This window comes from Pseudosulfitobacter pseudonitzschiae (genome assembly GCF_002222635.1).
GTDB lineage: Bacteria > Pseudomonadota > Alphaproteobacteria > Rhodobacterales > Rhodobacteraceae > Pseudosulfitobacter > Pseudosulfitobacter pseudonitzschiae_A.
Map to the genome: position 1 here is coordinate 3,079,252 of NZ_CP022415.1, position 20,751 is coordinate 3,100,002.

Sequence of the window (20,751 nt, forward strand, 5' to 3'; positions counted from 1 at the left end):
CTGGGGCGTGTCCGGACGACGCTGACGGTCGTCCTGCACTGGTATTGAATATTGACAGGCTGGCTTGCCGTGCGAACTGTTACAGCGTTTATTCTGCTGCAACTTGTTTAGGCGTCGCCAGTTCATTCAGAATTGCGTTGGCACAATCGCGTCCGTCACGGATGGCCCAAACCACCAGCGACGCGCCGCGCACGATGTCACCAACGGCATAGACCCCGTTCATCGCAGTTTTGCCCGAGGTAAATTCGGCCATGACTGTGCCCCAACGGGTCACTTCCAGTTCGGGCTGGTCCCACAATGTCGGCAGCGCCTCGGGTTCAAAGCCCAGCGCCATGATAACGATGTCAGCGTCTTCAACGTAGTCGGCACCTTCGATGATCTCGGGTGACTGACGGCCTGTGGCATCGGCTGCCCCCAAACGCATCTTTTGAACCATCACACCGCTGACCTTGCCACCATCTTCGGTAAAGCCCTTGGGCGCACTCAACCATTCGAACACCACGCCTTCTTCCTCGGCGTTTTGCACTTCGCGCTGGCTGCCCGGCATGTTTACGCGATCGCGGCGATACAAACATTTCACCGACGTCGCACCCTGACGGATCGACGTGCGGACACAGTCCATCGCAGTGTCGCCACCGCCGATAACCACGATACGCTTACCTTGGGCATTCAACGCGCCGCTGTCAAATTCCGGCACGGCGTCGCCAAAGCTTTTGCGGTTGCTGGCGGTCAGGAAATCAATCGCGCGCACCACGCCCTTGGACGTGCTGTTGGGCACGGTCAGATCACGGCTTTTGTAAACACCTGTGGCGATGATGATCGCGTCATGCTTGGTACGCAGATCGGCAAAGCTGATGTCTTCGCCCACATTACAATTCAATTCGAACGTCACACCGCCTTGGGCCAGCTGGTCGTTGCGGCGCATCACCACGTCTTTTTCTAACTTGAAGCCGGGGATGCCATAGGTCATCAATCCGCCCGCGCGGTCATAGCGGTCGTATACCGTGACCTGCACACCTGCACGGCGCAGCACATCCGCCGCCGCCAGACCACCGGGGCCTGCGCCGATGATGCCAACGCTTTCGGCACGTTCCTGCGCTGGTTTGATCGGCAGAACCCAACCCTCTTCCCACGCGGTGTCAGTAATGTATTTTTCGACCGCTCCGATGGTGACGGTGCCGTGGCCGGATTGTTCGATGACGCAGTTGCCTTCGCAAAGACGGTCTTGCGGGCAGATGCGGCCGCAAATCTCGGGAAAGGTGTTTGTGGCCTGACTGATCTCATAGGCCTCTTTCAGTCGTCCCTCGGCGGTCAACCGCAACCAGTCGGGGATGTTGTTGTGCAACGGACAATGCGTCTGGCAATATGGCACACCACACTGGCTGCAACGGCCCGATTGTTCCTTGGCCTTGGATTGTGCAAACTCGGCGTAGATTTCATTGAAATCTTCGCGGCGCTGTTCGGCTGCACGCTTTTCCGGCATGTCCCGTTCAACGGTCACGAATTTCAGCATCGGCTGCTTGGCCATGGATTACCTACCTTGCTTGGGGTCCTCTGCGGGCGTCATAAAGGAACTGCTTGGGCATTAAAAGGCAGCATTGCTGACTTATATATGTATTTTTTGACCTCCACCGCGGCGATCGGTGAGCAACTAAGCCTTTTTAGTTCCGATTCGGACCTAAAAAGCATCTTTCAATTTGATTCGCACCATTTATACCACCCTCATCGCGGCCATTGGGGACGACCATGTCATTGTACTATTTGCTGATCGCAGCCGTCATCCAGGGCATCACCGAATTCCTTCCCATCAGCAGCTCGGGCCATCTGATCCTGCTGCCCGCGCTCTCGGGTGCAGAGGACCAAGGCCTCGCGATTGATGTCGCCGTGCATTTGGGGACTTTGCTTGCGGTAATCCTGTTCTTTTGGGGTGACGTGCGCAGCGCCTTGGTGGGTCTGGGCCGGCTGGCACGCGGTAAGATCGACACCCCCGGCGCATTTCTTGCCTTTTGCCTGATTATCTCGACCATTCCGGTGATGATCGTCGGGCTGGCCATCAAGGTCACAGGTCTGGACGAAGCGCTGAGGTCTGTTGCCGTCATCGGCTGGACGATGATCGGCTTCGGGATCGTACTCTATTGGGCCGACCGCACCGGCGAGACGACAAAGATCAAGGAAGAATGGACGTTGCCCGATGCCATAAAAATGGGACTGGCACAGGTGATCGCCCTGATCCCGGGCACATCGCGTTCGGGCATCACCATCACGGCAGCGCGCAAGCTGGGCTATGACCGTAAATCGGCAGCCACCCTGTCAATGCTGATGTCGATTCCGACAATCATGGCGTCCGGCGTGCTTTTGGGCGTCGATGTGGTGGATCAGGCCGATTGGGCGCTGGCCCGAGATGGCGGCATTGCCGCCGCCTTTGCCTTTGTCGCGGCCCTTTTGTCGCTGAAGCTGATGATGCGCCTGCTGAAAAGCGTCGATTTCACACCTTACGTGATCTACCGCATCGTCTTCGGGCTGTTCCTGCTGTGGTGGGCGTATAGTTAAGCGCGCAGATTCTTCGCGCTTTCCTTGATCGCATCGTACTGGCCCGACGGACGGAAGCGCCACAGATAGTCTGGCAACACCGATTCCATCGCCATAGGTTCGATCCCCAGTTCGGCAAAGCCGCGCGCACCATCGCTGACAACATTGTCATTGCGCAGGTTCTTGACCTGATCGGCGGTGATCGGCGCCTTGACGATGCCCAAAGTCAGCGTTTGCCCCAAACCCGCAAAGAAGGCGACGATGCGCGCAATGCCAAAAGGCATGTTCATAACGATGCGGCGACGGCGGATGATCTCCAGCATCTGGGTCATCAACTCGCGGAACGTATCCACATCCGGCCCGCCAAGTTCATACACGCCCGACACATCATCACGGGTCAACGCGGCCTCGGCGGCGCGGGCAACATCCTCGACGTAGACCGGTTGGAATTTTGTATCAGCGCCCACAACAGGCAGGATCGGGCTCATGCGGGTCATGCCAGCAAACCTGTTAAAGAAGTCATCCTCGGAGCCGAACACGATAGAAGGGCGCAGGATCACAGCATCAGGCAAATGCTCAAGCACGCCAGCCTCGCCCTCGGCCTTGGTACGGGCATAGTCGCTGTCGGCATCTGCATCGGCACCAATGGCCGAAATCTGGACCATCTTCCTGACGCCCTGCTGCGCCGCGATGCGCGCCACACGGGCCGCACCCTCCGACTGGACACTGTCAAAGGTGTTCTTGCCGTTGGGCGTCAGAATACCCACACAGTTGATCACCGCATCGGCCCCCATCATCACTTCGGCCACTGACGCATCGTCGCGGATGTTGCACAGCACCGGTTCGACCTGACCTACAACGCCATAGGGTTTGACAAAGATCGCCTCATTCGGACGGCGCACAGCGACGCGGACGCGCCACCCCGCCTTGGCCATGCGACGCGCAATATAGCGCCCGACAAATCCGGACCCGCCGTAGATAGTGACCAGCTTGGACATCGCAAAAGCTCCTTAGGGCAATTCGTTGCATTCGGGTCTAACGGGCGGGCCCCCGCCAGACAAGACGGCAAATTGGCACGGTTTCACTGTCGGCGGGCGAATTTCGCGAAAACTTCAGGGCTGAACCTGAAATTCCGACGAGAATCTGTTTGACACCCACCCAGACCTTGCCTAAACGACGCGACACCACCCGTGCCCAGATGGCGGAATGGTAGACGCGCTAGCTTCAGGTGCTAGTGTCCGCAAGGACGTGGAGGTTCGAGTCCTCTTCTGGGCACCACTTTTCCCAAACATATTACCTTGATGCAAGCACGCTGAAACCAGTGCGTTATTTGGCATATTATCCGCCTTTTTCGCCTGAGAACCTGCATATCACACGGTTACCCTTGGCGCGATCAGCCTGACAACATCACCTTTGGCGCTGATATGCCTCTGTTGTGCAGCCGCTTGCACCGCGCTTTGCATGTTCCATGTTTCAGCATCAAGCCGATACGTTACGGATTTATCGACACCCATACATCTTCGGTAACATTTACATTGCTTCGAATCGCCGGTTTGGTTAGGTTGAAATTAACACCTTGGGAGACTTCCATGACTGCTTTCATCTGTGACGCACAGCGCACACCCATCGGACGATACGGTGGCGCACTGTCGGCCGTGCGGGCCGACGATTTGGCTGCGGCACCCATTGCCGCGCTGATGGCGCGCAACGCCGATGTGGATTGGGCCAGCGTCGATGATGTGATCTTTGGCTGCGCCAACCAAGCAGGCGAAGACAACCGGAACGTGGCGCGGATGGCCGCATTGCTGGCAGGTCTGCCCGTGGATGTGCCCGGATCGACGATCAACCGCCTGTGCGCCTCTGGCATGGATGCCGTGGGCCTTGCCGCACGCGGCATCAAGGCGGGCGATCTGGACATGGCCATCGCAGGCGGTGTCGAAAGCATGAGCCGCGCGCCCTTTGTCATGGGCAAAGCCACCAGCGCCTTCAGCCGCGCCGCCGAGATTTTCGACACCACCATCGGCTGGCGTTTTGTGAACCCCAAAATGAAGGCGCAATATGGCGTCGACTCGATGCCCGAGACCGCCGACAACGTCGCCGCCGATTACGATGTGAACCGTGCCGATCAGGACGCCTTTGCCGCCCGTTCGCAAGAACGCTGGGCCGCAGCACAGGAAGCCGGTCTTTTCGCCGATGAAATCAGTCCCGTAACGATCCCGCAGCGCAAGGGCGATGCAATCGTCGTCGACACCGACGAACACCCCCGCCCCGGCACTACGCTGGATGCGCTGGGCAAGTTGCGCCCGATTAACGGCACCGACCTGTCCGTGACGGCTGGCAATGCTTCTGGCGTGAATGACGGCGCTGCGGCGCTGCTGCTGGCATCAGAAGCAGCGGCGGCGAAGAACGGCCTGACACCGATGGCACGCGTCGTGGCGATGAACGCTGCAGGGGTCGCGCCGCGCGTGATGGGCATCGGTCCGATTCCGGCCTGTGAAAAGGTTCTGAAACGCGCCGGTCTGACCATCGACCAAATGGATGTGATCGAACTGAACGAAGCCTTTGCGTCCCAAGGTCTCGCGACCCTGCGTGCGCTGGGTGTGGCCGACGACGATCCGCGCGTGAACGCCCACGGCGGCGCGATTGCAATCGGTCACCCGCTGGGCATGTCAGGTGCACGTCTGGTGATGACGGCAGCCTATCAATTGAAACGCACGGGCGGGCGCTATGCGCTGTGCACCATGTGCGTGGGCGTCGGCCAAGGTGTCGCGCTTATCCTCGAGCGGGTCTGATAACCCCCCGCCCTTCTGACCGACGAAAGGTTTGAACGATGTATGCACAAATGGTGAAATCCACAGGCGAGGGCGTCCGCTCCCTCGATCAGATGGACCCGCAGGAACGCGCCTTTCAGGAGCGTATCGACGCAGGCGGCAAGATCGAACCGAAGGACTGGATGCCGGACGGCTATCGCAAGACGCTGATCCGCCAGATCGGGCAACACGCCCATTCCGAAATCGTCGGTCAGCTGCCCGAGGGCAACTGGATCACCCGCGCGCCCACGCTTGAACGCAAGGCGATCCTGCTGGCAAAAGTACAGGACGAGGCCGGTCACGGTCTCTACCTCTATTGCGCGGCGGAAACGCTGGGCGTGACCCGCGACCAGATGACCCGCGATCTGCTGTCGGGCAAGATGAAGTATTCGTCGATCTTCAACTATCCCACTCTGACATGGGCCGACATGGGCGCCGTCGGCTGGCTGGTCGACGGTGCCGCGATCATGAATCAGGTGCCGTTGCAGCGCACGTCCTACGGCCCATATGCCCGCGCGATGGTACGCATCTGCAAAGAGGAATCGTTCCACCAGCGTCAGGGCTTTGACATCATGATGAAGATGGCCAAGGGTACGCCCGAACAAAAACGCATGGCGCAGGATGCGCTGAACCGGTTCTGGTATCCGTCGCTGATGATGTTCGGCCCGTCGGACGCTGAATCGGTCCACTCGGCGCAGTCGATGGCGTGGAAGATCAAAATGAACTCGAACGACGAGCTGCGTCAGAAGTTTGTCGACCTGACAGCCCCGCAGGCCGATTATCTGGGCCTGACAATTCCCGACGAAAATCTGAAATGGAACGAAGAAAAAGGCGGCTACGACTTTTCCGAACCCGATTGGGACGAATTCTTTGACGTGCTCAAGGGCAACGGCCCCTGTTCTGTCGAGCGTCTGGAAGACCGCAACCGCGCATGGGACGAAGGCCGCTGGGTCCGCGAGGCCATGCTGGCCCACGCCGACAAGAAACGCGCAGCCAAACTCGCAGCGGAGTAACCGATATGAGCAGCCCTGAATCCAGCGCCTACAATGCAACCGAAGCGGCCCCCCACGGTGCCGCGCGCCGCACCGAATGGCCCCTGTTTGAAATCTTCATCCGTGGCCAGCACGGTCTGAGCCATCGCCATGTCGGATCGCTGCACGCCCCCGACGCGGAACGCGCAATGCAGAACGCCCGCGACGTCTATACCCGCCGCAAGGAGGGCGTCAGCATCTGGGTCGTCGAGGCCAGCAAGATCACCGCCTCGTCGCCTGACGACAAGGGGCATATGTACGATCCTGCAGATGACAAAGTGTACCGCCACCCGACCTTCTTCGACATACCCGAAGAAGTGGGGACCATGTGATGGCCCGTGACGCACAACTGTTCGAATGGGCATGCCGCATGGGCGACAACACCTTGGTTCTGGGCCACCGCATTTCCGAATGGTGCGGCCATGCGCCCGTGCTGGAAGAGGATATAGCCCTTGCCAACACCGCGCTCGACCTGATCGGCCAGACGCAACTGTGGCTGGGTCTCGCAGCCGAGATCGAGGGCCAAGGCCGCAACGCCGATGCGCTGGCCTATCGCCGTGACGTGATGGATTTCCGCAACCTTCTGCTGGTCGAACAGCCCAACCGCGATTTTGGCCACACGATGATGCGGCAGTTCCTGTTCGACGCATGGCACATCGAAATGCTGCGCGCGCTCAAGGGTCACGACAATGAACAGATCTCTGCGATTGCCGAAAAATCGCTGAAAGAGGTGACCTATCACGCCGAACGCTCTGCCGACACGGTGATAGCACTTGGCGACGGCACCGAGGAAAGCCACAAGCGGATGCAGGCCGCACTGGACCGTCTGTGGCCCTATGTGGGCGAGATGTTTCTGTCTGACGAGACCGACCGCGCCGTCTGCGACCCTGCACCACTGCGCGAAGCGTTCGATGCCCGCGTGAATGCGGTTCTGGCCGAGGCGACCCTGACCCGCCCCGACAGTGATTTCGCCCACAAGGGCGGCAAGACCGGCGTGCGCCACACCGAACATCTGGGCCACATGCTGGCCGTGATGCAGTTCCTGCCGCGTGCCTATCCGGACGCAAAATGGTAACTGTCCAACCTTCTGTCGCGGATGTGTGGGAGTGGCTGGATGCCGTCCCCGACCCCGAGATTCCGGTGATTTCACTGGTGGATCTGGGGATCATCCGCGATGTGGCATGGCAGGACGACACGTTGATCGTGACCGTGACGCCCACCTATTCAGGCTGCCCTGCGACGACGATCATCAATCTGGATATCGAAACCGCTCTGCGTGAACACGGCATCGACAAGTTGCAGCTGAAACGCCAGCTTTCTCCCGCATGGACCACCGGCTGGCTGACCGACAAAGGCCGCGCCAAGCTGGAAGACTACGGCATCGCACCGCCACAAGCCGCAGGCGGGCCACAGCAGTGTCCGCATTGCAAATCGCAGGCCGTCGAGCGGATCAGCCAGTTCGGCTCGACCCCGTGCAAGGCGCAATGGCGCTGTACCGACTGCCTTGAACCCTTCGACTATTTCAAATGTATCTAGGCTGACCCAATGGCGCAATTTCTTCCCCTGACTGTCACCGACATTCATCACACGATCCGCGATGCGGTGGTTCTGACCCTGCAACCGGAAAATCCGGATGCCTTTGCCTTTACTCAAGGCCAGTACCTGACGTTCAAGCAGGATTTCGACGGCACCGAACTGCGCCGCAACTATTCGATCTGCACCGGTCTGGACGATGGCAAGTTGCAGGTTGGCATCAAACGTGTCGATGGCGGCGCTTTTTCGACCTTTGTCAACACCGAGCTCAGGGTTGGCGATACGCTGCTCGCCATGCCGCCCTCGGGCAGTTTCAACACACCGATCGAACCGGAAAAGGCAAAGAACTATCTTGGGTTTGCAGGCGGGTCTGGCGTGACGCCGGTGCTGTCGATCCTGCGCACGGTGATGACCCGTGAACCCGAAAGCACCTTTACCCTGATCTATGCCAACCGCGCGGTTGGCACGATCATGTTCCGCGAAGAGCTGGAAGACCTGAAGAACCGCTATATGGGCCGGTTGACCCTGATTCACGTTCTGGAAACCGGTCAGGACATCGACCTGTTTACCGGCCGCGTGGACCAAGACAAATGCGCCGCCCTGTTTAAAAGCTGGATCGACATCGGCAACATCGACACCGCGTTCATCTGCGGGCCCGAACCGATGATGCTGGCCATCGCCGAGGCGCTGAAAACCCACGGGCTGGCTGACGGGCAGATCAAGTTCGAACTGTTCAGCGAAAGCCAGAAGGGCCAACTGGCCAAACAAGAGCTGAAAGAACGCGCCAAGGGTCAGGCAGGCACGCACACCACCGTGATCATCGACGGCACGGGCCACCAGTTCGAAATGCCCAAGGATCAATCGGTGCTGGAAACAGCATTGGCCAACGATCTTGACGCGCCCTTTTCCTGCAAGGCGGGCGTTTGCTCGACCTGCAAGGCCAAGGTGATCGAGGGCGAATATGAAATGCTGACCAACCACGCGCTGGAAGACTATGAGGTCGAGGCAGGCTTTGTCCTAACCTGCCAGTGCTATGCGCTCAGCGACACATTGGTCGTGGACTACGACCAGCATTAACAGGGGTTTCCCATGCAACACGTTCATTCTTTTGCCGCCGGTCAGTGGATCGCCCCCGGATCCGGTGCGCGGTCTATCGCGTCGGCCATCACCGGCGATGTGATCGCAGATGCGGGCAACGATGCCTTGGACGTGCAAGGGATGCTGGCCTATGGCCGTGACGTGGGTGGCCCTGCTTTGCGCGCGATGACGTTCCACGACCGTGCCAAGATGCTCAAGGCGCTGGCGCTTTACTTGCGCGAACATCGTCCCGCGCTTTATGGTGTCAGTTACAACACCGGCGCGACCAGATCCGATCACCAGATCGACGTCGATGGCGGCATCGGCACGATGCTGGTCTATGCCTCGAAAGGGCGGCGTGATCTGCCCGATGCGCATGTCTATCTGGACGGCGTGCCCGAACAACTGGGCCGGTCGGGTGCCTTCATGGGTCAGCACATCTGCACCCCGCTGCAAGGCGTCGCGGTGCACATCAATGCATTCAACTTTCCCGTATGGGGCATGTTGGAGAAACTGGCCCCGACCCTGCTGGCCGGTCTGCCCGCGATCATCAAACCCGCCACCGCCACCTGCTATGTGACCGAAGCCTGCGTGCGCCTGATGCTGGACAGCGGCCTGCTGCCTGCGGGGGCGTTGCAACTGGTTTCGGGCGGTCTGGGCGATATGCTGGACCATGTGGACTGTCAGGACGTGGTGACGTTCACAGGTTCCGCCGACACCGCGCTGAAACTGCGCGGAAATGCGAATATCCTGTCCAACAGCGTCCGGTTCACCGCCGAACAGGACAGCCTGAACGCTTCTCTACTGGGCCCCGACGCGGTGCCTGGCACGCCCGAGTTCGATTTGTTCGTCAAGGAAGTCCAACGCGAGATGACCGCAAAAGCCGGTCAGAAATGCACCGCCATCCGCCGGATCATGGTCCCGCAGGCGCAAGAACAAGCGGTGATCGAGGCGATCTCGGCCGGTCTGGCCAATGTCACCAGCGGTGACCCACGGGATACCGCGACAGGCATGGGCCCGCTGGTGTCCGGCGCACAGAAACGCGACGTGCTGGAGAAGGCCGCCGCCATCGGCACCGAAGCCACCCGTGTCTTTGGCGACCCTGATAATTTCGCAATGTCCGACAGCAAGGGCGCATTCGTGCCGCCGATGCTGTTTCATTGCGCCAACCCCGACAACGCCAACCGCGTGCATGACACCGAGGCGTTCGGTCCCGTTTCAACCATCATGGGCTACAGCGATCTGGACCACGCCATTGCCCTGCTGAATCGCGGCCAAGGCTCGCTGGTCGCATCCGTTATCACCCATGACGGCGACGTGGCCCGCGCCGTGGCGATGGGCGCGGGCGCATTCCACGGGAGACTGTATTTCAACAACCGTGACAGCATGGCCGAGGCGACAGGCCACGGCGCGCCCCTGCCACACATGGTTCACGGCGGACCGGGCCGCGCAGGCGGCGGTGAAGAGCTGGGCGGCAGCCGCGCCGTCATGCACTATATGCAGCGCACTGCCATCCAAGGCAGCCCCGACATTCTGACCGCCGTCGGCAACCGCTGGGTGCCCGGTGCTGCCGAACATGCTGACAAGCCGCACCCGTTCACGCGGGTCTACGGCGATCTGGAACTGGGCGATACATTCAATTCGCCTGCGCGCGAAATCACGCTGGATGACATCGAGACCTTTGCCCATTTCACCGGCGACACATTCTATGCCCACATGGACGACACCGCCGCCAAGGCGAACCCGTTCTTCCCCGGACGCGTTGCACACGGATATTTGCTGCTCAGCTTTGCAGCGGGTCTGTTTGTTCAACCCGATCCCGGTCCGGTTCTGGCCAACACGGGGCTGGACAACCTGCGGTTTATGAAGCCGGTACAAGCTGGCGACAGCATTAAGGTGCGCCTGAGCGTCAAGGTAAAAACCCCCCGCAACGATGAATACGGCGAAGTGCGCTGGCATGTCACCCTGACCAATCAGGATGACGAACAGGTGGCAGAATACGAGCTGCTGACAATGAATGCCTTCTGATCCCTACGCCAACGCACTGGACATTCTGACCGCAACCGCGACCCAGCGGGTGTGGTCGGTTCTGGTCAGCGTCTTTGGTGATCTTGCACGACACGAAGGCGAAGGTATCGACGGCCCCGTGCTGACCGCCCTGATGGCCGAGGCCCAGATCAAACCCGAAGCGACCCGCGTCGCGCTGCACCGTTTGCGCAATGACGACTGGATCACATCCGTAAAATCAGGCCGTACCAGTCACCACAGCCTGACGCGCACGGGCCGCCGCCTGAGCCTTGCCGCCAGTGCGCGTATCTACAGCACGCCAGAGGAGACCGCCCAAGGATGGCAACTGGTGCTGCTGGAAACCGCCACCTCTGAATCGCGCGAAGACATGGAGACGCTGGGCTTTGCCCTGCTGGCGCCGCGTCTTTACATCGGAGCGGACAATTTGATGGCCCCCGACGGGGCGCTGGCGCTGCCTGCGGATACCGCACCGCGCTGGCTGGGCGCGCAATTCGAACCCAAAGATCTAAGCCAGGACTACGCCGCCCTGCACGAACGTCTGATGGCGATTGACGCGTTGAAACTGGATGCCGCCGCCCTCAGCCCTGTGCAAATCGGTGTGCTGCGGTCGCTGATCGTACACGGCTGGCGGCGGCTGGTATTGAAACACCCCGACCTGCCGCGCGATGTCTATTCCGACGCGTGGCGTGGGCATGACTGCCGCGCGCTGGTCACCGGCCTGCTGGCCCGTCTGCCACGCCCCGCGCTGAACGACCTGCACGACTAAGGCGCAAACTGGCGCAAATGCGCGGCATGTGCTTTCCCGCCGTGCATTGGCGCGCTATAGCACTGGCATGACAAATCATTTGTACAAATCCGATCTGCCCGACGATCTGGACCTTGGTCCGGTTGTCGCGATTGATTGTGAAACGATGGGCCTGAACCCGCACCGCGATCGGCTGTGCGTGGTGCAACTGTCGGGCGGAGACGGCAATGCCCATATGGTGCAAATTGCCAAAGGCCAGACCGAGGCGCCGAACCTATGCGCGTTACTGGAAAACCCCGATGTACTGAAACTGTTCCACTTTGGCCGCTTTGACATCGCCGCGATGCTGAATGCCTTTGGCACAGTAACCGCGCCCGTCTATTGCACCAAGATCGCAAGTAAGCTGGTCCGCACCTATACCGACCGTCACGGGCTGAAAAATCTGCTGCAAGAGCTGCTGGGCATCGACATCTCGAAGCATCAGCAAAGCAGTGACTGGGGTGCCGCCCAACTGACCGACGCACAGTTGGATTATGCCGCCTCCGATGTTTTGTACCTGCACCGTCTGCGCGAGGCGCTGAACAAGCGGCTGCAGCGCGAGGACCGGATGGATATTGCCCAGTCCTGCTTTGACTTTCTGCCAACCCGCGCCAAACTGGACATTGCAGGCTGGCCCGACACGGATATTTTTGCCCACTTATGAATACCAACACCCCCTTTCTGGACACGGGCCGCCGTGTCATCGCAATCGAAATGCAGGCGCTGAACCAGTTGCACGATACGCTGGATGGCAACTTTTCCCGTGCGGTCGAGCAACTGCTGAAAACCACAGGTCGGGTGATTGTCACCGGCATCGGCAAATCCGGCCATATCGCACACAAGATTGCGGCGACACTGGCCAGCACTGGCACGCCTGCCCAATTTGTCCACCCCGCCGAGGCCAGCCACGGCGATTTGGGCATGGTCACCAGCCACGACGCGGTTATTGCCATCTCGAACTCCGGCGAGGCACCCGAGCTGGCCGATCTGATCGCCTATACCCGCCGCTTTGACATTCCGCTGATCGGCATCACCAGCCGCCCCGAAAGCGCACTGGGCAAGCAGTGCGATATCATCGTCACCCTGCCCCGCGCCGAAGAGGCATGTGGCACAGGTGTCGTTCCGACGTCATCCACCACCATGACTCTGGCGCTGGGCGATGCGCTGGCGGTGGCCCTGATGGAACATCGCGCCTTTACCGCCGAAGATTTTCGCGGCTTTCACCCCGGTGGCAAGCTTGGTGCGCAACTTAGCCGCGTGGCCGATCTGATGCACGCGGGCGACGCGCTGCCCTTGGTGTCCGAAGACACCAGCATGGGCGAGGCGCTGATCGAGATCAGCCGTAAAGGCTTTGGTGTCGTCGGTGTGACCAGACCGGACGGCACATTGGCTGGCATTATCACCGACGGCGACCTGCGCCGCCATCTTGACGGCCTGATGGCCCTGTCCGCCCGCGACGTGATGACTGCGGGCCCTACGACCATCGGCCCAGATGCTCTGGCCGAACAGGCAGTGGGTATGATGAACACCCGCAAGATCACCTGCCTGTTCGTCACCGATCAGAAAGACACGCCCACGCCGCTGGGTTTGCTGCACATCCACGACTGCCTGCGCGTCGGTCTGGGCTGAGGCGGCGCCATGGACTGGTATTCAAAACTGGTCGCCACGCTCAAGGTGCTGCTGCCTCTGGCCGCTCTGGCGCTGCTGTCGACCCTGTTCTTACTGTCACGCACCGTCGATCCGGTCAGCACGATTCCATTCGCCGAAGAAGAGGTGCAAACCCGGATGAAAGGCCAGCAGATCACCGGCCCGTTTTTCTCTGGCGCGACCGAGGCAGGCGACAGTCTGTCCTTTGCCGCAGGCAAGCTGACAACCGGCGCAGATCAACGCAACGAGGCCACCGATGTGACTGCAAAGGTTGATCTGGCCGGCGGCACCCGTATTGATCTGGTGGCGGATACTGCCCGCCTTGATCTTCCTGCGTCCCAGATGGACTTGTCCGGCCACGTCGTCATCACCACATCAACAGGATATACAATCACGTCTGATGTGTTGAAGGCCAATCTGGAAACAGCCACGCTGACATCGCCCGGACAAGTTCAGGCGGCCAGCGGCATTGGCGACCTGACAGCGGGTCAGATGGTGCTATCTTCCAGCCGTAGCAACGGCCCTGCCCAATTGATTTTCACAAATGGCGTGAAGCTGGTATACGATCCGAAACAAACAGATGAGTAACCTATTGTGACCACCCTTCGTGCCTTGATAACCGCCATGTTGCTTTCCGGTGCCGCCCCCGTTCTGGCGCAGGGCACAAATGTCGCGTTTGGAGCGATAACCCAGGACACGACGCTGCCCGTCGAAGTGACCGCCGACAACCTTTCAGTCGATCAGTCTTCGGGGACTGCTGTGTTCTCCGGCGACGTCCTGATCGGTCAGGGTGAGATGCGCCTGACTGCGCAACGGGTGCTTGTTACCTATCGGTCGCAGAACGCGGGCATCGCCAAGCTTCAGGCCACGGGCGGTGTCACACTGGTGACCGGTGCGGATGCCGCCGAAGCGGATCGGGCCGATTACAACATCGACACCGGCGAGATTGAAATGACCGGCGACGTGCTGCTGACCCAAGGGGCTAGCGCGCTGACATCGGAAAAAATGTTTGTAAACCTGCGCACTGGCACCGCGCGCATGTCAGGCCGGGTCAAAACGATCCTGCAAACCGGAAACAACTAATGTCCGGCCCCGAACTGACTGTCGCAACCGCCGATTCCGGGCTTGATATCTCGCATTTGCGTAAATCCTATCGCAAGAAAGTCGTCATTCGCGACTTTTCCATGCATCTGGACCGCGGCGAAGTTGTTGCCTTGCTGGGCCCAAACGGGTCGGGCAAGACAACGACATTCTACTCGATTGCCGGTTTGGTCACTCCCGAGGCAGGCAGCGTCAAGGTTGACGGCACGGATGTGACCGCCCTGCCAATGTACCGCCGCGCCCAGATGGGCATTGGATACCTTCCCCAAGAAATGAGCATCTTTCGCGGCCTCAGCGTGCAAGACAACATTTCGGCGATCCTCGACATCACAGAATCACACCGCCACAAACGGCGCGAACGTCTTGAAGAACTGTTGTCGGAGTTTTCAATCGAACACCTGCGGCGCGCGCCTGCGCTGGCCTTATCCGGCGGCGAACGCCGCCGCGTCGAAATTGCGCGCTGTCTGGCCGCGAATCCAAAGTTCCTGTTGCTGGATGAACCCTTTGCCGGAGTCGATCCGATCAGCGTGGGCGACATCCGCCATTTGGTCGCCGACCTGAAGAAACGCGGCATCGGCGTGCTGATCACCGACCATAACGTACGGGAAACGCTAGAGATTGTCGACCGCGCCTATATTTTGCACGAAGGCAAGGTGCTGATGTCTGGAACCCCGGCAGAGGTGGTCGAGAATCAGAATGTACGCCGCGTTTATCTTGGCGAAAATTTTCGCGTTTCTTAGCCGATTAAAGTGACTTGTCGGCAAAACTTCACCCATATCACGGCGCTTTTGATTGACAGCAGCAGGTGTTTGAGCGCTCAATAGGGCATGGCAAAAGCGCTTTCTGAGACTGCTGTGACCTGCGCCTTGAGCAATCAAGCGACGATGCTGCATCTCAACGCTTTGCCTTTTCCCGAGATCCAGATCTAGGCCCGCGACGGGCCCCAAGTGGCCTGTCGTCGCCTGTCCGGATCCCTAACCGTGAGGAGAGACAATGCGGTACCAAATCAGCGGAAAACAGATCGATATCGGCACAGCACTGCAAACACATGTTCAAACCGAATTGGGCGCAGCGGTCGGAAAATATGCCGAACGCCCCACTGATGCACAGGTAGTCTTCTCAAAATCCGGTCACGAGTTTGTCTGCGAGGCAACCGTTCACCTGTCCACAGGGCTGACTGCCACCGCCAAGGCACGCGGCACAGAAATCTATGCCGCTTTCGATGCCTGTAGTGAGAAAATGGAAAAACAATTGCGCCGTTACAAGCGTCGTCTGAAGGACCATCACAAGGATCGCCCTGTGCCGGTTGAACTCTTTGGCGCTTCCTCCTATATCCTCGCTTCCGAGGTGGATGACACATCACCCGAGCCGGATTCGCTGCAACCGATGATCGTGGCGGAGATGGAGACCAAGATACAATCGCTAAGTGTTGGCGAGGCCGTGATGCAGATGGAACTGGCGGGTGCGCCTGTTCTTGTATTCCGGAAAGATGGACAGGATGGGTTGAATGTCGTGTATCGCCGCGAAGACGGCAATATTGGCTGGATTGATCCATAAGAGTTAACGGCGCAAGAGCGCCAGAGAGCAGTGCGAGCCAAAATGGAATTTGCAAAGCTTCTGAAGCCGGAGGCCGTCAAGGTGTTAACCTCGGCCTCCAGCAAGAAACGTCTGTTGCACGAGATTTCTGATCTCGCGCACAGCGCTTACGACTTGAACGCTGGCCATGTGGTCGAAGCCCTAATGGCACGCGAAGCGCTGGGGCCCACCGGTGTCGGCCGTGGCGTGGCCCTGCCGCATGCGCGGCTAGATGGTGTGAACGAAGTGGTCGGGGTCTTTGTGGTGCTGGACAAACCCATCGACTTTAATGCGGTGGACCGTCAGCCTGTCGACATCGCCTTTGCCCTGTTTGCCCCCGAAGACGCGGGCGTTGAGCATCTTAAAGCATTGGCATTGGTGTCACGTACCCTGCGCGATTCCTCAATCTGCACTAAACTGCGGGCAAATCATGACGCCAGCACGCTTTACACAATCCTGTCCGAAGCGCAGTCAGCCCAAGCCGCCTGATCAAGCCCAGCGCGAGAAACCGAACATCATATAATCCCGCTGATAAACATCTGACGCCAGCGATTCGATGCTGTCATCGTAAATGTCTTTCAACGTGAACGGTCCGGGTTCCGACACCTGCGGCACCTCGGGTATCTGCGTCACACCCACCTGCGCCGCAAGTTGGCCCAGCTCGGACAAAAGTTCATCTTCGCGGATGATACGATCGGGCAACACAAACTCGCCGAATCCCTGAACGGCCTGCGCCTGCGTGCACCACGCAGCATCGACGCGAATCGCGGTTTGGCCTGCAAGGTTTCCCTTGAGAAAGTTCAAGAAAGCCGTGAAGGCGCGATGGTGTGCCGTACGATCATAACTTGCGTCGGGCGCCCCCTCAGGTAAGGGCAGCCCATAGCGGCGGATCAATGTTTGGCGCAAGGCATCATAACATGCAGGCCCGGGATTCAGGATGCGGTGGCAGAACGCATGGTGCGCCCGCGCCACCGGATGGCGCAGCACTGTAAAGCTGCGGTGCCCGCGATTGCGGCGCTTCCATTGGCGCAGGTCTTTTTGGTTCATCTTGCGCAGCAGTTCATCCGCGCCGACACCGTCCACCGCAGCCAGCCAGTCGAATATCTGATCCTCGGGTCCGCTGCGCATCGGCAGATACAGCAACGGCGTCTTGGCTGCCGCGACATATGTCGGGATCACAGGTCCACGGCGCGGCTCGAAATTGGGCGTGCGGGTCAGGTTGAACCGGTCCAGACTGTTCAACGCCTGCGCCATTTCGTCTGCATTGGTCACCTTTTCGGTGATCGGGCTGGGGTTTTGCTTTTTCAGGCTTTGATCCAGCCCCTGCAAACGACTATCGACGCCCAAGTAGGCGGCGAGACCGTTCATAACCTCGACGCTTTGCAGATCTTCGTAGGCCACGTAAAACGCGGTCTGCCCTGACACTTGCAGCCGGTTCATCAGCGTCACCTGAAATCGTTGCAATGCTTCAAGGTGGGCCTCGAACTCGACCGAATCAAATTCGGCAGCGCCTTCTTTGCGACGTTTGAGGTCCGTCAGCTTCCACTGCCCTGTCGCCTGCGCAATTTTCCAAGACACGTAGCTGTCAACCGGATTGCGGGTCAGCACGATCTTGGCGCATTTCGGATCGTCCACCACTGCATCAAAGATGCGTGGATCGTGGTCGTGGAAATACCGGAACCCGCCCAGCCCGTCAGATTCCTTGCGGATCACCTTGATCAGCCCGTTGGGGTCAGCATCACGGGCGGCCTGTGACACGCCAAGGATCCCGGTCACATTGGGATAGCCGATGAAATGCGGATTGAACGCCTCGCCGTGGCAGGTGATGCCATCGAATGCGTTCAGGTTCGTTTCAAGAAAGTTAGAGCCAGTGCGCATCTCTGCGAACACCACGAAATAGTCGAATTTCTGCGCCATCGTTTATCTTACCAAATAGGGTTTTCGCGGGGCTTCGGGTTGTGTTTCGACCGTGCGCTCGACCGGAAAATCGCCCATCAGATAGGGGTGCATCCCTTGATTCTTCAGGTTTTGAAGGAACTGGCCAAAGCCGTTCAGGTCCACCATCTTCGGCACCTCGGACAGACGGCGCTGTTGGGTCGGGCCGATTTCATCCAAAATGCCCTGCAGGGGCTCCATCGGGGCCTCGATGAATTCGGCCATCATCCAGATACGCACCCGCGCCTTGGTAAAAGGAGAGCGCAGCACGTTCAAAAAATCACTTTCGATCTTTTGCAATGCAGCGGCCTCTTTTCGGATGTCCATAAAGTTGCGGTTCGATCGGAACAACGGCACCGCCCACGCGCCACTGATCACCGAAATCTGCGCGTTGGGATCTTTGGCCAAACGCCAGTTGATCGCCTGATTGTCTGCGGGGCCGAACTGAAAACACTGCCGCTCGCCCCGCGTGTTCCAGATCAGATTGGTCAGAAATGCCGCCGCGTTATAATCGCGCAACTTCGGTGCCTCACCCAATGCGCCGTGGATCGTGGTCTGGCCTTCGGCGAAATGGGCACGGTCCGGTGCGAACAGATGGCCATGCACCCGCGCACCTGTGGCCTTGGCCAGCCACGGATCGAAATTTTCGAACACTTCGGTAAAACCGCAGAACACCGAATAGGGCGCGGCTGTCACGCCGTTTTCCCAATCCTCGTTGGGAAAGCGGCTTTGCATATACAGACCCGGGCGGCCACGTGTCCGCCGGTCCACCGCCTTGGCAAAGATGCGGTCGATCTTGCCGGGGTTCGGCTCTGTCCGCTTCATCGCACCTGCGGGGTCAGTCAAAAATGCCTCGTATAGACGGTCGGCGTGGGGCCAGATCTTGCGGGCGACAAAGCAATCGGACCGGCGCAGCAATTGCAGGTGGTCGTCATAGAAAATATGCGGCTTGCCCTGAAAGTCGAACTTGGACAGGGTCAACGACCGGCTTTCGATCTTGATCGAATATTGCCGTGCAAGCGTCTGGAAATAGCTTTCATCAGGAATCCAGACTTGACGGAAATACCTGTCATACTCGGCGCGATCCGGATCTTGCAGTATCGCCGACAGGGTCTGACGCGTCAGACACCACCATTGCGACCCCATGTGCGGAGTCAACCCGTTGGGAATCTTGCGCCGCAGCCGGAATATGCGCTGAAACTCGACGTATTTATCGAACAAAAACCGGTGACGCTTCCACGAAAAGGGGAACCGCAGGGTAAAGCGTTCATGGTCCAAACCACCCACCGTCCACGGCACATCGGCGGTAGTGGCACTTTCGATGAAATCGGTTTGCGGGCGCGCCTCAAGGTATTCGATCAGCTCTTCGACGGGGCGCAGCGGCAGGCAAGACCCGGAGGCCAAATAAACGTGGCGCACCTGACGAAACCGCTCCAGCATCAGCTCTGACGCGGATTGCGACGCGGCCACGATGCCCCAAGTGCCCCACTCACAGCGATAGCGCGTACTGAATTCGACATCCTTTATATCCGCCAAGGAAGCCACGAACAGCTCGTAGGTTTTGCGCGGCACGCTTTTGTCGACATGGATCACCACCGGACAGCCCGCAGCAGCCCAGTGCCGCGCGGCCTGTTCGGCACGGCCAAGTGCTGTGTGGACCAACATGATGATCCCAACGGTCATGCCCAGTTGCCTTTCGACATCAGGCCCAAAATCTCAAGCTGTCGCCAGTTGATGTATTTCTCGGACCATTTGCACCAAAGGTCGGGATCGTCCTTCAGGCTTTCGGCATAGGCTTTGTATTCGACTGACGCGCTATAGTGCTGGCCACGGCTCAGTTCTTCTGCGGCTTTGGATGTGAACGTATCAAGGAACTTGGCGTGCAACAGCACACCGCTGGCCTTTTCGCCGCCCCATTCGTCATAGACCTGATTCAACCCGCGCGGCAACAGCATATGGGTCGAACTGACATAGGCGTATTTCTTGTCCCACTTGACCAAAGGCACCTTGTTCAACGCAGGCGCATTCTCGGGTTGGTCGGAAAAAAACGCGCGCGCACGCGGGCCGCCCTGTATCCACAGGTTGCCGAACTTCCGGTTACGCGACATCACGTAGTTACCGCTGTCGAACCAGCCTGCGATTTCGATCGGGTTCTGTCCCGGCTGATATGGATGCGCGTCCAGCCGCCCCTTGGGGTACATATCCAAGAGCATGGCGCTAAAGGATTTGATCGAAGACGCATCCAGCCAGTCGGTCAGCGCGCGCAGCGGACGCGTGTCGCAAAACGGATAGATCAGGAATTCATCGGGATCGACTGTCAGGCACCAGTGCCCGTGGGCATATTTCATCTGCAACCAGTTCAGCCAGTCGACGCCAAATCGGGATTTCTTGTAGCTGGCTTTCGACGACCATACTGACACATCGCTTTGATCGGCCAGATACTCTGCCGAACCATCTGTGCTGTCATTGTCCACGATCAGGAAATGGTTAACCCCTTGATCGCGATAGTAATCCAGAAAGTACGGCAGGCGGATTTTCTCGTTCCGCTGGGTCGAGAACAGCAAGATGTCATTGGGGCGGATCACGCTTGTACGGTCGGCCACACGGGACAGTTCACGACGTTTTCGAATGGCGCGGATACGCCATCGCTTGCGTTGCAACCTGAGTCTGTATGACTGCCAGACGCCCAAACTGTTTGCCC

The 20,751-nt window shown here is 59.2% G+C and carries 21 protein-coding genes and 1 tRNA gene; 17 read left to right on the top strand and 5 right to left on the bottom strand.

Annotated elements, in window-relative coordinates; translation table 11 throughout:
- Window positions 1-88: 88 nt before the first annotated feature.
- Window positions 89-1,528: an NAD(P)-dependent oxidoreductase gene (locus tag SULPSESMR1_RS15170; RefSeq protein ID WP_089421620.1), complete on the bottom strand. Its 1,440-nt coding sequence runs from the start codon at window positions 1,526-1,528 to the stop codon at window positions 89-91.
- A 218-nt stretch (window positions 1,529-1,746) separates the two neighbouring features.
- Here SULPSESMR1_RS15170 and SULPSESMR1_RS15175 point away from each other — a divergent pair, with 218 nt between their 5' ends.
- Window positions 1,747-2,550 carry an undecaprenyl-diphosphate phosphatase gene (locus SULPSESMR1_RS15175; RefSeq protein WP_089421621.1) on the top strand — a complete coding sequence of 268 codons (804 nt, stop codon included), beginning with the start codon at window positions 1,747-1,749 and terminating at the stop codon, window positions 2,548-2,550.
- Here SULPSESMR1_RS15175 and SULPSESMR1_RS15180 read toward each other — a convergent pair.
- Window positions 2,547-3,527 carry a complex I NDUFA9 subunit family protein gene (locus tag SULPSESMR1_RS15180; protein ID WP_089421622.1) on the bottom strand — a complete coding sequence of 327 codons (981 nt, stop codon included), beginning with the start codon at window positions 3,525-3,527 and terminating at the stop codon, window positions 2,547-2,549. The genes SULPSESMR1_RS15175 and SULPSESMR1_RS15180 overlap by 4 nt on opposite strands.
- A 194-nt stretch (window positions 3,528-3,721) precedes the next feature.
- On the opposite strand from SULPSESMR1_RS15180, the gene SULPSESMR1_RS15185 reads away from it, so the two are divergent.
- The 16 genes from SULPSESMR1_RS15185 (at window position 3,722) to SULPSESMR1_RS15260 (ending at window position 16,604) form a co-directional block, all read left to right on the top strand.
- Window positions 3,722-3,807 (top strand) — tRNA-Leu (locus SULPSESMR1_RS15185).
- Window positions 3,808-4,118: 311 nt separating this feature from the next.
- Complete coding sequence (pcaF, locus tag SULPSESMR1_RS15190) at window positions 4,119-5,321, top strand: 3-oxoadipyl-CoA thiolase (RefSeq protein WP_089421623.1); 1,203 nt, start codon at window positions 4,119-4,121, stop codon at window positions 5,319-5,321.
- A 38-nt stretch (window positions 5,322-5,359) separates the two neighbouring features.
- A complete protein-coding gene (gene paaA / locus SULPSESMR1_RS15195; protein ID WP_089421624.1) occupies window positions 5,360-6,352 on the top strand; it encodes a 1,2-phenylacetyl-CoA epoxidase subunit PaaA in 993 nt (330 codons plus the stop codon).
- Between the two features lie 5 nt (window positions 6,353-6,357).
- A complete protein-coding gene (paaB, locus tag SULPSESMR1_RS15200) occupies window positions 6,358-6,702 on the top strand; it encodes a 1,2-phenylacetyl-CoA epoxidase subunit PaaB (RefSeq protein ID WP_089421625.1) in 345 nt (114 codons plus the stop codon).
- Window positions 6,702-7,445, top strand: coding sequence for a 1,2-phenylacetyl-CoA epoxidase subunit PaaC (paaC, locus tag SULPSESMR1_RS15205; protein ID WP_089421626.1), 744 nt, complete (start codon window positions 6,702-6,704; stop codon window positions 7,443-7,445). Before paaB ends, paaC begins: the two co-directional genes overlap by 1 nt.
- Window positions 7,439-7,906 carry a 1,2-phenylacetyl-CoA epoxidase subunit PaaD gene (paaD, locus tag SULPSESMR1_RS15210; RefSeq protein ID WP_089421627.1) on the top strand — a complete coding sequence of 156 codons (468 nt, stop codon included), beginning with the start codon at window positions 7,439-7,441 and terminating at the stop codon, window positions 7,904-7,906. The genes paaC and paaD overlap by 7 nt, the downstream gene beginning before the upstream one ends.
- Before the next feature lie 9 nt (window positions 7,907-7,915).
- The gene (locus tag SULPSESMR1_RS15215) at window positions 7,916-8,980 is read left to right on the top strand and encodes a 2Fe-2S iron-sulfur cluster-binding protein (protein ID WP_089421628.1); all 1,065 of its coding nucleotides are present in this window, start codon (window positions 7,916-7,918) and stop codon (window positions 8,978-8,980) included.
- A gap of 12 nt (window positions 8,981-8,992) precedes the next feature.
- On the top strand, window positions 8,993-11,008 hold the full coding sequence (gene paaZ / locus SULPSESMR1_RS15220; protein ID WP_089421629.1) for a phenylacetic acid degradation bifunctional protein PaaZ: 2,016 nt from the start codon (window positions 8,993-8,995) through the stop codon (window positions 11,006-11,008).
- The gene (locus SULPSESMR1_RS15225; protein ID WP_089421630.1) at window positions 10,998-11,774 is read left to right on the top strand and encodes a PaaX family transcriptional regulator C-terminal domain-containing protein; all 777 of its coding nucleotides are present in this window, start codon (window positions 10,998-11,000) and stop codon (window positions 11,772-11,774) included. Before paaZ ends, SULPSESMR1_RS15225 begins: the two co-directional genes overlap by 11 nt.
- Before the next feature lie 67 nt (window positions 11,775-11,841).
- The gene (locus SULPSESMR1_RS15230; protein WP_089422351.1) at window positions 11,842-12,456 is read left to right on the top strand and encodes a ribonuclease D; all 615 of its coding nucleotides are present in this window, start codon (window positions 11,842-11,844) and stop codon (window positions 12,454-12,456) included.
- Window positions 12,453-13,421: a KpsF/GutQ family sugar-phosphate isomerase gene (locus tag SULPSESMR1_RS15235; RefSeq protein ID WP_089421631.1), complete on the top strand. Its 969-nt coding sequence runs from the start codon at window positions 12,453-12,455 to the stop codon at window positions 13,419-13,421. The genes SULPSESMR1_RS15230 and SULPSESMR1_RS15235 overlap by 4 nt, the downstream gene beginning before the upstream one ends.
- Before the next feature lie 9 nt (window positions 13,422-13,430).
- Window positions 13,431-14,027, top strand: a complete 597-nt coding sequence (gene lptC / locus SULPSESMR1_RS15240) for an LPS export ABC transporter periplasmic protein LptC (protein WP_089421632.1) — start codon at window positions 13,431-13,433, stop codon at window positions 14,025-14,027.
- Between the two features lie 36 nt (window positions 14,028-14,063).
- Window positions 14,064-14,522: a lipopolysaccharide transport periplasmic protein LptA gene (gene lptA / locus SULPSESMR1_RS15245; protein WP_089421633.1), complete on the top strand. Its 459-nt coding sequence runs from the start codon at window positions 14,064-14,066 to the stop codon at window positions 14,520-14,522.
- A complete protein-coding gene (lptB, locus tag SULPSESMR1_RS15250; RefSeq protein ID WP_089421634.1) occupies window positions 14,522-15,280 on the top strand; it encodes an LPS export ABC transporter ATP-binding protein in 759 nt (252 codons plus the stop codon). The genes lptA and lptB overlap by 1 nt, the downstream gene beginning before the upstream one ends.
- Before the next feature lie 253 nt (window positions 15,281-15,533).
- The gene (gene hpf, locus SULPSESMR1_RS15255) at window positions 15,534-16,097 is read left to right on the top strand and encodes a ribosome hibernation-promoting factor, HPF/YfiA family (RefSeq protein WP_089421635.1); all 564 of its coding nucleotides are present in this window, start codon (window positions 15,534-15,536) and stop codon (window positions 16,095-16,097) included.
- 42 nt (window positions 16,098-16,139) lie between these two features.
- Window positions 16,140-16,604 (top strand): PTS sugar transporter subunit IIA, encoded by a 465-nt coding sequence (locus tag SULPSESMR1_RS15260; protein WP_089421636.1) that lies wholly within the window; start codon window positions 16,140-16,142, stop codon window positions 16,602-16,604.
- On the opposite strand, the gene SULPSESMR1_RS15265 is transcribed toward SULPSESMR1_RS15260, so the two are convergent.
- Genes SULPSESMR1_RS15265 through SULPSESMR1_RS15275 form a run of 3 tightly spaced genes read right to left on the bottom strand, consistent with a single transcriptional unit; the run spans window position 16,605 to window position 20,740 of the window.
- On the bottom strand, window positions 16,605-18,032 hold the full coding sequence (locus SULPSESMR1_RS15265) for a sulfotransferase family 2 domain-containing protein (RefSeq protein ID WP_089421637.1): 1,428 nt from the start codon (window positions 18,030-18,032) through the stop codon (window positions 16,605-16,607).
- A 3-nt stretch (window positions 18,033-18,035) separates the two neighbouring features.
- Window positions 18,036-19,733: a DUF5927 domain-containing protein gene (locus tag SULPSESMR1_RS15270; RefSeq protein ID WP_089421638.1), complete on the bottom strand. Its 1,698-nt coding sequence runs from the start codon at window positions 19,731-19,733 to the stop codon at window positions 18,036-18,038.
- Window positions 19,730-20,740: a glycosyltransferase family 2 protein gene (locus SULPSESMR1_RS15275; protein ID WP_089421639.1), complete on the bottom strand. Its 1,011-nt coding sequence runs from the start codon at window positions 20,738-20,740 to the stop codon at window positions 19,730-19,732. The genes SULPSESMR1_RS15270 and SULPSESMR1_RS15275 overlap by 4 nt, the downstream gene beginning before the upstream one ends.
- Window positions 20,741-20,751: the final 11 nt, after the last annotated feature.